This is a genomic window from Vibrio zhugei (assembly GCF_003716875.1).
Classification (GTDB): domain Bacteria; phylum Pseudomonadota; class Gammaproteobacteria; order Enterobacterales; family Vibrionaceae; genus Vibrio; species Vibrio zhugei.
The window spans coordinates 2,585,453-2,597,816 of the sequence record NZ_CP033078.1 but is presented as its reverse complement, the minus strand read 5'-3'; the positions used below and the strand labels follow the sequence as shown (position 1 = coordinate 2,597,816).

The 12,364-nt window shown below is 47.2% G+C and carries 12 protein-coding genes; 8 read left to right on the top strand and 4 right to left on the bottom strand.

The genetic code is table 11. From position 1 onward, the window contains the following. Positions 1 to 125 precede the first annotated feature (125 nt). The 3 genes from EAE30_RS17225 to EAE30_RS17210 all read right to left on the bottom strand — a co-directional run bounded on the left by EAE30_RS17225 (position 126) and on the right by EAE30_RS17210 (position 2,859). A complete protein-coding gene (locus EAE30_RS17225; protein ID WP_123017022.1) occupies positions 126 to 383 on the bottom strand; it encodes a DUF3624 domain-containing protein in 258 nt (85 codons plus the stop codon). Positions 384 to 552: 169 nt separating this feature from the next. Next, positions 553 to 2,010 (bottom strand): dihydrolipoyl dehydrogenase, encoded by a 1,458-nt coding sequence (locus tag EAE30_RS17215; RefSeq protein WP_123017020.1) that lies wholly within the window; start codon positions 2,008 to 2,010, stop codon positions 553 to 555. A 120-nt stretch (positions 2,011 to 2,130) separates the two neighbouring features. After that, entirely contained in the window at positions 2,131 to 2,859 is a 729-nt protein-coding gene (locus tag EAE30_RS17210; protein ID WP_123017019.1) for a glutathione peroxidase, read from the bottom strand. Positions 2,860 to 3,006: 147 nt separating this feature from the next. Here EAE30_RS17210 and oxyR point away from each other — a divergent pair, with 147 nt between their 5' ends. Continuing rightward, a complete protein-coding gene (gene oxyR, locus EAE30_RS17205) occupies positions 3,007 to 3,918 on the top strand; it encodes a DNA-binding transcriptional regulator OxyR (protein ID WP_123017018.1) in 912 nt (303 codons plus the stop codon). Between the two features lie 47 nt (positions 3,919 to 3,965). Here oxyR and EAE30_RS17200 read toward each other — a convergent pair whose 3' ends face one another. Next, positions 3,966 to 6,503 (bottom strand): penicillin-binding protein 1A, encoded by a 2,538-nt coding sequence (locus EAE30_RS17200; RefSeq protein ID WP_123017017.1) that lies wholly within the window; start codon positions 6,501 to 6,503, stop codon positions 3,966 to 3,968. A gap of 140 nt (positions 6,504 to 6,643) precedes the next feature. Here EAE30_RS17200 and pilM point away from each other — a divergent pair, with 140 nt between their 5' ends. The 7 genes from pilM to aroB all read left to right on the top strand — a co-directional run bounded on the left by pilM (position 6,644) and on the right by aroB (position 12,325). After that, positions 6,644 to 7,597 (top strand): pilus assembly protein PilM, encoded by a 954-nt coding sequence (gene pilM, locus EAE30_RS17195; RefSeq protein WP_164711886.1) that lies wholly within the window; start codon positions 6,644 to 6,646, stop codon positions 7,595 to 7,597. Continuing rightward, a complete protein-coding gene (locus EAE30_RS17190) occupies positions 7,590 to 8,150 on the top strand; it encodes a PilN domain-containing protein (protein WP_123017015.1) in 561 nt (186 codons plus the stop codon). Before pilM ends, EAE30_RS17190 begins: the two co-directional genes overlap by 8 nt. Next, positions 8,134 to 8,706, top strand: coding sequence for a type 4a pilus biogenesis protein PilO (gene pilO, locus EAE30_RS17185; protein WP_123017014.1), 573 nt, complete (start codon positions 8,134 to 8,136; stop codon positions 8,704 to 8,706). Before EAE30_RS17190 ends, pilO begins: the two co-directional genes overlap by 17 nt. Continuing rightward, positions 8,699 to 9,190 carry a hypothetical protein gene (locus EAE30_RS17180; protein WP_123017013.1) on the top strand — a complete coding sequence of 164 codons (492 nt, stop codon included), beginning with the start codon at positions 8,699 to 8,701 and terminating at the stop codon, positions 9,188 to 9,190. The genes pilO and EAE30_RS17180 overlap by 8 nt, the downstream gene beginning before the upstream one ends. Then, on the top strand, positions 9,180 to 10,508 hold the full coding sequence (locus EAE30_RS17175) for a type IV pilus secretin PilQ (RefSeq protein WP_164711885.1): 1,329 nt from the start codon (positions 9,180 to 9,182) through the stop codon (positions 10,506 to 10,508). The genes EAE30_RS17180 and EAE30_RS17175 overlap by 11 nt, the downstream gene beginning before the upstream one ends. A 187-nt stretch (positions 10,509 to 10,695) precedes the next feature. Continuing rightward, entirely contained in the window at positions 10,696 to 11,214 is a 519-nt protein-coding gene (gene aroK, locus EAE30_RS17170) for a shikimate kinase AroK (protein WP_077314121.1), read from the top strand. A 31-nt stretch (positions 11,215 to 11,245) separates the two neighbouring features. Next, a complete protein-coding gene (aroB, locus tag EAE30_RS17165) occupies positions 11,246 to 12,325 on the top strand; it encodes a 3-dehydroquinate synthase (protein WP_123017011.1) in 1,080 nt (359 codons plus the stop codon). Positions 12,326 to 12,364 lie beyond the last annotated feature (39 nt).

Here is a 12,364-nt window from a genome sequence, read left to right as displayed (position 1 = left end):
TGATAACGTGTGACGTTATGGAACTAACTCAAAAAAGCAGGGTCTATTTAAGTACCACTGCTTTTTCTTAGATGATTCTAAGAGGCCTCATGACTACGGCTAGTTATGAGGCTTTTTTATTGGCGTTAATCTCGCTTGTCACCCTGACGCTTTTTGAATGGCAACACCACAAACTTCATCCAAAGATGCAAAAATAACAGAGCATTGCAGGCAAACCCTGCGATCAGTAGCGCGATAGAACCGGTACTACTGGGGGTGTCGCGAAACCAAAAATACCAGACAACCCAACATACGACCGATAATGAGGTTAGCTGATCCATGCAGCGTTTGCAGCGACCCAGTTTTTTCCAAAACCAGCCTTGTGAACAGTCATGACAAGCCATAAGAAAGCGACACCTTCGTTGAGTTTGTATCAGTATATCCTGTCGGTTGATCTGGTGACAAATCTCTTCCAGATAAGCGTGCATAAAAAAAGCCCGAGTGGATGGCTCGGGCAAAAAGTGCAGGGCGAGTTATTGGTTTGTTATTATTATTGGATGCTTACAAAGTGAATTAGCAACCAGGACCACAGTCGAGACAGTGTTTCACCATCTCTGGCCCCAAGTGCAATTTAGCATTGACATCTCGTAGGGCGGTACGCACACCTTCTTCGATTACCGGGTGGTAAAAGGGCATGTCCAGCATGTCGGAAATCGTCATTTGATTTTGATGAGCCCAGGCTAATAAGTGTGCGAGATGTTCGGCATTTGGCCCCATCATTTCGGCGCCCAAGAAACGTCCGGTTCCTTGTTCGGCATAAACGTGCAGTAAGCCTTTGTTACGCAGCATGACGCGAGAGCGCCCTTGTCCTTCAAAAGAGACTTCACCCACTTCAAAACAGCCACAATTGCCAAGACGTTGCTGCAATTGACGATGCGTCTCGCCCACCATGGCAATTTGCGGATCAGAGAAAACAGCGGAAATGGTGCTGCGGCGTAAGCCAGCTCGAATATCTGGGAAACGGCCAGCGTTATCTCCTGCAATGCGTGCTTGGTCTGCGGCTTCGTGCAGTAATGGCAACTGATTGCTGGCATCCCCAGCGATAAAAATGTGCTCAGTAGACGTTTGCAATGTGAATTTGTCGGCGGTTGGGACGCCTCGCTCATCGAGCTGTAATGAGGTGTTTTCTAATCCCAGTTGATCGACATTCGGACGGCGTCCAGTGGCGGCCAATACGTAGTCGGTGATAAACGTTTCTGATGTTCCGTCTAAATTGGTAAAGCGAATCATGACCTTATCGCTATTCTGTCCTCGCGTCATACTTTCGATTTGAACGTTTGGATCGAGGTAGAATTCCTCTTGAAAGGTCTTTTTGGCATAGCTCATTACGTCAGGGTCAGTGAGTGGACCCACTTGACCACCTAGGCCGAATACTTTGACTTTGACACCAAGGCGATGCAGCGCTTGCCCCAATTCTAGACCTATCACGCCTGGGCCAAATACGGCGATGGAATTAGGAAGGTCGTCCCATGCAAACACGTCATCATTGATGATAAGACGGTCACCCAGTTCATTCCACACAGCAGGATAAGCAGGACGTGAGCCTGTAGCGATAACGATGCGATCAGCGGTAATTTCGGTATGATCATCGACGATTAGAGTGTGATCATCTTTGAATTTGGCATAGCCAAGAATTTTATCACTGGCAGGGATTTCTTCGACCCCTTCTAATACGAACCCGACAAAACGATCGCGTTCGCGCTTAACTCGGTCCATGACTTCACGACCATTAATCACAGCAGGACCATTGGGATGCACACCGAACGCAGGCGCTTTTTCTATGTTGTGAGCACTTTCTGCAGCGGCAATAAGCAGTTTGGACGGCATACAACCAACTCGGGCACACGTAGTACCAAATGGACCGCCCTCAATCATTACTACACTATCGTTGTGAGCTTTGGCAGCACGGTAGGCTCCAAGGCCTGCAGTACCACCGCCAATAACGGCCACATTTACTTGAATTTTTTGCATAACGAGTCCCTAGCAATGAATCACTTCATTACTGATAATCATAACGTCTGAATATCGGACCCTTTGGGTCCTAAAAGAAAGGAGGGGAGAGAGCTTCTCTCCCCTAAATGTATCGATGAATTAAGCTAGGTAAGCTTCCAGTTCTTCACTACCACCGATGTGTTTGCCACCGATGAAAACTTGAGGAACGGTGTCGCGGCCAGTGATGGCACGAACACTTACAGTTGTGGCGTCTTGACCAAGGACCACTTCTTCATATTGAAGGTGTGCATCGTGCAGAGCTTGTTTGGCTTTAGCACAGTAGCTACAACCTGGTTTGGTAAACACGGTGATAGATTCTTGAGCTTTATGCTCAGGAGCGATGTAACGCAGCATGGTATCCGCATCTGATACTTTGAACGGGTCGTCTGGTTCGTTTGGCTCGCTAAAGATTTTTTCTACGATGCCATTTTTAACCAGCATGCTGTAACGCCATGAACGTTTACCAAAGCCTAGGTCGTTTTTCTCAACAAGCATTCCCATGCCTTCAGTAAATTCACCATTACCGTCAGGGATGAAAGTAATGTTGTTCGCTTCTTGGTTTGCTTTCCAAGCGTTCATGACGAACGTATCGTTAACAGAAACACAAAGAATGTCATCAACACCGTATTGTTTAAACACGGAATGCAGCTCGTTGTAACGTGGTAGGTGGCTTGATGAACACGTTGGCGTGAAGGCACCCGGTAAGCTAAATACAATAACGGTTTTGTCTTTAAACAGCTCATCGGTGGTAACATTAACCCATGCGTCACCTTGACGAGTTGGGAATGTAACTTGAGGTACAGCTTGGCCTTCTTTAGCGATAGTCATATATTGGTATTCCTATAATGTAGTCTTCGAACGTAGAGCGTATCTTGTGTCGGCTCGTTTTGATGTGACTAATGTAGAACAAATCTTTTGATAGTTATAATCGTTTAATGCTATTGTTTTGATAGGTTTGTTCTATGTGGAGAAGAAATGAATATTCGCGATTTTGAATATCTAGTGGCCTTGGCGGAGCATCAACATTTCCGCAAAGCCGCGGAAGCGTGCTTTGTGAGCCAACCAACGTTGAGTGGGCAAATTCGTAAACTTGAAGATGAGTTGGGCAGCGTTTTATTAGAGCGTAGCAGTCGTCGCGTGCTATTTACTGATTCAGGATTAAAGCTTGTTCATCAAGCCAAACGTATCTTAAATGAAGTCAAAGTGTTTAAGGATATGGCCAGTGAGCAGGGGGGCACCATGAATGGCCCGATTCACATCGGTTTTATTCCCACCTTAGGGCCGTATTTATTACCGAAAGTGGTACCGGAATTAAAGCAACAATTTCCTGAACTGGAGCTTTATCTGCATGAAGCCCAAACACACCAATTGGTCAGCTTACTCGAAGAAGGGAAGCTCGATTGTCTTGTGCTGGCCTCGGTACAAGAAACTGAGCCTTTTAAAGAAATTGAATTTTACATTGAGCCGCTCAGTATTGCGGTTCCAGCAGAACATCAATGGGCAGAGTGTAATGAAATTTCAATGAAAGAATTGAAAGGCCATACGGTGCTATCTCTTGGCGATGGCCACTGTTTACGCGATCAAGCGTTAGGCTTCTGCTTTGCGGCTGGCGCGAAAGACGATGAAAGTTTCAAAGCCACCAGCTTAGAAACACTGCGTAATATGGTAGCAGCAGGGGGCGGCATCACGTTATTACCGGAATTATCGTTGCCTGAAGCCAAGCAAAAAGATGGGGTGGCGTATGTGAAGGCTATCGATCCCGTTCCATCACGACGCTTGGTGGTGGTGTATCGTCCGGGCTCACCATTGAAAGATCGCTTTGAACGCTTAGCGGAAGTGATGGAGCAGCGTTTATATGGTTTGCGAAAGCAAGCCGCGGAGAAATAAAAAAAAGCTGACCCATTAGGTCAGCTTTTTTATGCGGTGCCAATCCGTTAGAACAAGCTTTCACCACCACTCGGTGACGTGTAGATGTTATCTGAGTGGCTATCAGACACATACTGGGTTGGCTGAGTCCCATCAATGAAATACTCGAACATCGACGTGTAGTCAGACTTATTGGTCAATAGCCCCGTCGCTCGGTCAATACGTACACGGACAATGTCGTCGGGTACCTGCTTGTGTTGAGCAGGGACATCGGCAAGCGCTTGCTTCATAAAGCTGATCCAAGCGGGCTGTGCTGTTTTCGCCCCAGACTCACCGCCATGCATATCATCTTTGATATTCGGGTTTGCAGTGGTGTGGCCGAGGTTACGACTATGATCATCGAAGCCAACCCAAGCGGTTGCCACGAGATCCGGTCCAAAGCCGTCATACCACGTATCTTTGGAATCGTTCGTGGTCCCTGTTTTACCACCGATGTCACGGCGATGGAGAGTTTGTGCTCGCCAGCCGGTCCCATTCCAACCCGTGCCATGGCTCCAGTTACCACCACCCCAAATATTGCTGTACATCATTTCGCGAACCAGAAATGCATTTTGTGCTGAAATCACACGAGGGGCATAATGCGTTTCACTATCGGCGTCCTGCTCATCAAAGCCGTCTGTTGAGGCATTTTTCTGGCAATGTTGATTACAGATAATGTTGGGCTTAGCTTCATATTCTGTTTTACCAAATGGTCCTTCGACTTTCTCGATAAAGAAATGGTGAACGTAGTAACCCCCGTTGGCAAACACAGAGTAGCCTTGCGCTAATTTCATCGGCGTTAGGCTACCCGCACCGAGAGCAATCGCTTCTGAGCGTGGCAGTTTATCCAAATCAAATCCGAAACGGGTGAGATAGTGACGCGCTTTGTCTAATCCCACTTCACGTAATGTTCTCACTGCCATGACGTTTTTCGATTGTGCTAAGCCAATGCGAATGCGTGTCGGACCCCGATAACGTGGAGGTGAGTTTTGTGGTCGCCATGCGGTCCCTTGGCTCTTATCCCATCGGTTAATCGGTGCATCATTGACGAGGGTCGCTAGCGTCATACCACTGTCTAATGCTGCCGAATAAATGAAAGGCTTGATACTTGAACCGACTTGACGTACCGATTGCGTTGCGCGGTTAAATTTATTATGGACAAAGTTAAATCCGCCCACTAAGGCCTTAACCCCACCGTTTTCTGGATTCATGGCGATAAATGCCGTGTTGGCACTTGGTACTTGGCTGAGTTTCCAGTGACTGAATTGCTGGCGGTCCAGTTGGCTTGGATCTTCAGACGAGAGATCATCGGGTTGATCTGCGCCAGGAAGCGGTTGCACCCAGATTTGATCGCCTTGGCTTACAATGTCGCTGGCGCTTTGCGGTAATGGTCCTTGGCGATCGTCAGTAATGTAGCGACGTGCCCAGTTCATGTCTTGCCAAGCGATCACTTGTGTTCCGTGATTTTTAACGACGACGGTGGCCGTCTTATCCGCCACTTTCGTGACGACCGCAGGATACAGCTCACCATAGGTTGGAACATCACTGAGGTAATCGTCCAGTTTATCCTTATCCCATGCGTCATCCGGCGTTTTCCAAAGCTGCTTGATTGCACCGCGGAAACCATGGCGCTCATCATATGCCAATAGGTTATTGACGGCGGCCTTGTTAGCGGCTTCTTGCAGTTTGGAGTTGATGGTGGTGTAGACTTTTTTACCCGATGTATACACATCATCACCGTAGTGTTTCACCATCCAAGAACGGGCCATCTCTGCCACGTAAGGAGCATTGAGCTGCACTTCTGCGCCATGATATTTCGCGACAATTTTTTCAGATTTCGCTTCGTCATATTGTTCGCGAGTGATGTAGTGTTCATCCAGCATACGAGCTAAAACGACATTACGACGGTGCGTGGCTCGGCTGAGCGAGTAAATGGGGTTCATGGTTGAGGGCGCTTTCGGTAACCCAGCAATGGTTGCCATCTCACTCAACGTTAAGTCTTTTACTTTTTTACCAAAATAGACTTGTGCTGCGGCACCTACACCGTATGCACGGTAGCCCAAATAGATTTTATTGAGGTATAAATCGAGGATTTCATCTTTCGTTAAGAGTTGCTCAATATGAACTGCGATGAAAATCTCTTTAATTTTGCGAATGATTTTTTTCTCATTCGACAGGAAGAAATTTCGCGCCAATTGCTGAGTAATCGTACTGGCCCCTTGCGAAGCGCTCCCTGAAATCATCACGGCGACCGCTGCACGAGCGATGCCAATCGGATCGAAACCATAGTGTTCGTAAAAGCGCGAATCTTCCGTCGCAATAAAGGCATCGATCAACTCTTTTGGCATTTGATCGATTTTTAAAGGTATGCGCCGTTTTTCACCAAACTGAGCGATCAGTTTGCCGTCTTGGCTGTACACCTGCATTGGAGTTTGTAGTTTTACATCTTTTAATGTTGCGACATCAGGCAGTTCAGGTTTTACGTATAAATAAAAACCGAAAACCGTCGTAGCTCCAAGAACGATGCAAATTAATGAGAATATTAATAAACGCTTTATGAACTTCACCGGAGAATCCCTGTTTAGTAGAGGCTGCTATTGAGCAAACCCTTGTACTCTAGTGTTCTAGTCAGCTTGAAGCAATCATTTGTGTGTAAACTTTCATGCGCAAGCAAGCTGGACACCATAAATCACTGGAGTGGAGCTGCATGGGTATATCATCACGAGTTACAGGTGTCGATTTCAGTCACCATAGTATCAAAGCGGTGACATTAACTCCGTCACACGAGCATACCTATGACATTGTCGCATGCTCTGAGTTACTCGTTAGCAATGACATTTTCGCTGATAATGACATGCTGGATTATCAGAAAATTGTAAAGAAACTCAAAGAACTAAAAAAGACTTTCCCACTATTTAGCCGCAAAGTGGCCGTGACGTTGGCGGATTCATCGATAATTACTAAGGAATTACAAGTAGATAGCTACGAAAATCCCCACCAAATTTTGTCAGCGATGATGAGCGAACAATGTGGTATTAACGTGTCTGAATTGGCGATTGATTATTGTGCACTGCCTTTTGAGCCGTCGGTGACTCATTCTCGACCAACGTATCGAGTGTTTGCGGCTCGGAAAGCCTTGATTACTGAGCGGGTTCGTGTGTTAAAAGCGGCCGGACTTACGCCATTTTTCATGAACAGTCAGGCGCAAGGTCTACTGCAAATTTATGCGCGTCTGATGGCCTGTTCGTCGATGTCTGGCGCATTGCTGTTTCATGTCGATCATAAACAGGCCACGCTCTGTTATAGCACAGGGTCGCAAGCGCCACTTTTCCATACCTTTTCTTATCCCCCGCTTGAGTTGCAGGGCGCGTCGCTTTTTCCCTCAGACTGGATTCGTCGAGTCATGCTCGCGATTCAACGTTTTCAATCACTCTATCTACCATCATCCCCCTCTTGTGTTTGGATGACGGGGATGGGCACTCATGATGCGCAAGCCGTGTCTCAACTGGGTCAACAGCTGGGTTGGCCTTGTCGCGTATTATCGTGGCAAAGCGTGCTAAGTGAAACAGGGGATTCCCAGCCAGAGTGTGATGGGCGTTTTGCGGGCGCGGTCGGTATTGCCATACAAGGATTGATGTGGCGGGAGCAGGGGCATGCATGAAGTGGTCAACCTATTTCCTTGGCGGGACGTCTATCGACGGTTTGCTATCGTCCGCTTAGTCGGAATGCTGATGGCGCTCATCGGGGGGAGTTTGGTGAGTATTTACCTGCCATATGCTTGGTATCAACACACCAGTCAGGATATGGAGAGCCGACAATTGCAGTGGCAGCAAAAGCTCCACCGGCAGCAACCGATTTATGCGAAGTGGCAAAACATCTCTAAACACGATCAGCACGTTGAACGAACATTTAAAACATTATCGCAGCGTATTCGCCGCCATAATCAACCCATGATTCTTATGAACGTCGTGCCAAGTCTATTACCTCAAGAGACTCAGCTTGACAGCATGCGGTGGTTTCAACAGCAAGTAGAGATAGTCGGACGAACAGACAATAAAGCGGCTTTGGGAGCGATAGTGACGGCTTTTCAAACCGTTGAGCCATTGACGAGTATTGCTTTATCTTCCGTTATGGTGACCCAAAAGGAACCGGTAGCGCACATTTTTAAACTGAGTATAGGATTCACCCGTGAGGACGATGATGAGTCACATTAAGCGCAGCCTCGACACTCTGTTAACGTGTTATTCGTGGCGCCAGCAGCTTGCTGGTTTAGTTTTGATTGGGTGCGTTGTTCAGGGGGCGATCGTCGCGCTCGTGTGGCGTCCTGCCTATCAACACATCCATACTCAAAAGCAGTCCTTACATCGCATCCAGCAGCAGTTTCATCAGCAGGCCCGAGACATTGCCACATGGCGACAGGTCCATCAACGCGCGGTGACCATGCAAACCCAACTAGACAGGGTCAGCCGAGTCACCCCTGTCGATGATGCGGTTGCTTGGTTTACTGAGCAAGCTCAGTCCATGGGTCTTGTGGTAGAGCAGGTGATGTGGGCTGGCGAGGGTCATGGTGATAACCGATCCGAGATTCGTTTTAGAGTTCTAGGGTCTTACGCCCAAATCGGCGGATTTCTGAATATATTAAGCCAATATTTATATGACCTGTCTTTGCTCGAACTGCAATGGCAAGCCACTCATGAGCGCGATCACACCATTCGATTCTCTGGCCGTATACACATCGTAGCGAGAGGTGAGGAGATGGAGCATGACTAGGTACATTTTGGTTTTTTTGATGATGTTGGTCATTGCAGAGCGTGGGGGAGCAGCCTCTCTCAAGGTACCTGAAACGTCCGTTACCCCTCAAAACCAGACCGTATTTGATAGGCCGATTCACCTGCCGCGCATCCAGCGTATTGTGACCGAGCGTTCGCCTTTTTCATTAAGAGAGCCAGTAGCGCTCCGCAAGCGCCAGACAGCCGATTGCCTCTCTCATCTTGCCAAATCTGAGCGAGGGTCTTCAGGAATAAGCCGCGTCGCTTTACGAGGAATTGTGCAAGAAAATGGCGAGCACAAAGCGATCGTTAAACTCGCCACTCAGCAGTTACGCTGGGTGAGCGCTGGAGATCGGCTATTACAAGGACGAACTATCATCCATACCGTGACCGCCAAGGGCATTGAAGTGTTTGAACGAACCAATGACGGGCGCTGTTATCGCTCATGGTTGTCCCTCTCAGAGGAGCGTCGTAATGAACAATAAATTACTTGGCTTATTTTTGATAATGGGATGCTGTGCACTTTTTAGTGCTAAGAGTGCCTTCTCTGAGGTAATGAGGACACCAGCCCAAAGAGAGCCGTCATCGTCATCATTGTTGTCGTTACAATTTCAGTCAATTGATGTGCGACGAGTCCTAACACTATTGGCAGAAAAACAAGGTCTAAATGTGGTAATCGATGAACGAGTATCAGGTAGCATTTCTGTCAATTTACAGCAGGTTTCTTGGCAAAACGCACTGGAAGTCATTTTACGCATGAAAGGTCTAGGCTATCAGACGCGTCATAATGTGTTATGGATAGCGCCATTGAGCGTGATTAAGCAGCAACAAGGGGCAGTCAGTTCACTGACGGAAACAATGCATTACCATCGGGTGCCGGTGCATTACGCGAAAGCCACCGAGCTTCTCACCTTGATCACCGCCAAGAATGGGCAGTCCATGCTCTCTGAGCAAGGGAGTGTTCAAGTCGATAAGCGCACCAATTCTTTGTTGGTCTACGATACTGACCAACACACGAAACGTATTAAACAGCTGGTTGCCATTGTGGATGTTCCCATGAAGCAAGTGGTGATAGAGGCACGCATTGTGACTATGAATCAAGGCGAACTCGCGGACATCGGGGTGCGTTGGGGGGCAGTTCAAGGCCCGCGCAGTGCACGGATATCCGGTACGCTCGAAGGGCTGAATGGGAAAGAGGGCGACAGTATTGCAAATGACCTTAGTGTTCAAATCCCCAGTGCCACTCCCCGTGCGGCAAGCTTGGCCTTTCAGGTGGCAACGCTGGGCTCTAATACGTTATTAGATTTGGAATTGTCAGCGTTACAGAGTGAGTCGAAAGCGGAAATTATTTCCAGTCCTCGGTTACTCACCACCGATGAAAAACCGGCTTACATTGAGCAAGGGACCGAAATTCCTTATTTAGAAGCGGCGTCGAGCGGAGCGACCTCAGTGTCATTCCGTAAAGCCGTGTTGAGCTTAAAAGTGACGCCACACATTACGCCAAGTAACCGGTTAATTTTAGATTTGAATGTCACACAAGACCGCCCTGGTAGCTCCGTTGCGATTGGCACGGGAGACGCTGTAGCCATTCAAACTCAACGGATTGGTACTCAGGTCATGGTGAATGATGGAGAAACGATCGTTTTAGGTGGCATTTATCAACATAGCTTAACCAAAGGGGTGGAAAAAGTCCCACTCTTGGGAGACTTGCCGCTCCTTGGGCAACTGTTTCGCCGCAGTTATGAAGAAAAAGGCAAAAATGAATTAGTCATCTTTGTGACTCCAAAGGTTATTATTCAATAACTTAGCAAAATAAATTCAACAATCTTTAAAATTAAAGTTGCATTACTGGAGTCAGATCTAGATAATTTCGGGTCTTATCACGAAATATCTGTGAGGAATAGGTGCCGCAAGCATTCCTATCGTTTTATTCTGTCTGGATTATCTTGCGGCGATGTCATTGAATTAACGTTGTAAATTACTGCTAAACATGGCTGAGAAACGCAATATTTTCCTTGTTGGGCCTATGGGCGCTGGCAAAAGTACAATTGGTAGACACCTTGCTCAACAACTCCATATGGACTTTGTTGACTCAGATACAGTTATCGAAGAGCGCACTGGTGCGGATATCTCTTGGGTATTTGATGTCGAAGGTGAAGAAGGTTTCCGCAAACGCGAAGAAACTGTTATCAACGACCTAACGGAGCAGCAAGGTATTGTGCTCGCAACTGGTGGTGGCTCAGTGATGAGCAAAGAAAACCGCAACCGCCTGTCTGCGCGTGGGATTGTGGTCTACTTAGAAACCACAATAGAAAAACAGTTAGCCCGCACAAACCGAGATAAAAAACGTCCATTGCTGCAAACGGATCAACCACGCGAGGTATTAGAGGCACTAGCGGAAGAACGTAATCCGCAGTATGAAGAAGTCGCAGACATTGTCGTGCGTACTGATGATCAAAGTGCAAAAGTGGTAGCCAACCAGATTGTAAAAATGCTAGAAGAACATTAATAAAGTTCTTTTTTGCACAGGAGTCGATCCCATGGAACGGATTACGGTCAATTTAGGTGAACGTAGTTACCCAATCTCCATCGGCGCTGGATTGTTCAATAATCCAGCGCTACTTTGTTTGTCTGAAAAACAGAAAGTGCTCGTGATCAGTAATGTGACCGTTGCACCCTTATACGCAGATAAAATTGTCTCGATGTTAGATTCATTACAGTGTGAATCTTCCGTGTTAGCCTTACCTGATGGCGAGCAGTACAAAAGCCTCGAAACCTTTAATACCATCATGACGTATTTGCTTGAGCATAACTACAGCAGAGATGTGGTGGTGATTGCCTTAGGCGGTGGTGTGATCGGGGATTTGGTCGGGTTTGCTGCCTCTTGTTATCAGCGTGGTGTCGATTTTATTCAGATCCCAACGACATTATTGTCGCAGGTGGATTCCTCTGTCGGTGGAAAAACCGCGGTGAATCATCCTATGGGCAAGAACATGATTGGTGCTTTTTATCAGCCTCAATCGGTGCTCATTGATACCGAGTGCTTAAAAACCTTACCTCAACGTGAACTTGCTGCGGGCATGGCTGAAGTCATCAAATACGGCATCATTTATGATGGCGAGTTTTTTTCATGGCTAGAAGACAACATGGATGCACTGTATGCGCTTGATGAACAAGCTTTAGCGTATGCAATTGCACGTTGCTGTTCTATTAAAGCGGAAGTGGTTGCCAAAGATGAAAAAGAATCGGGCATTCGTGCTTTATTGAATCTTGGTCATACGTTTGGTCACGCTATTGAAGCCGAGTTGGGCTATGGTAATTGGCTGCATGGCGAAGCCGTTGCTGCCGGCACGGTTATGGCTGCACGTACTGCACAGCTCGAAGGGTTGCTCCTCGCCGAGCACGTTGAGCGAATTATTGCTATCTTTAAGAAAGCGCAACTTCCTGTTGAGACGCCGGCAAGTATGTCATTTGACGATTTTATTAAGCATATGATGCGCGATAAAAAAGTATTGGCAGGAGAACTGCGTTTGGTCCTTCCTACACGCATAGGATGTGCCGAGGTAGTGAAAGGGGTCTCAAATGAGGTAATGGCTAAAGCAATTGAGCTTGGACGTTAACCCAAACTCTGTCATTATTGGTAAGACGCTGTTAAATCA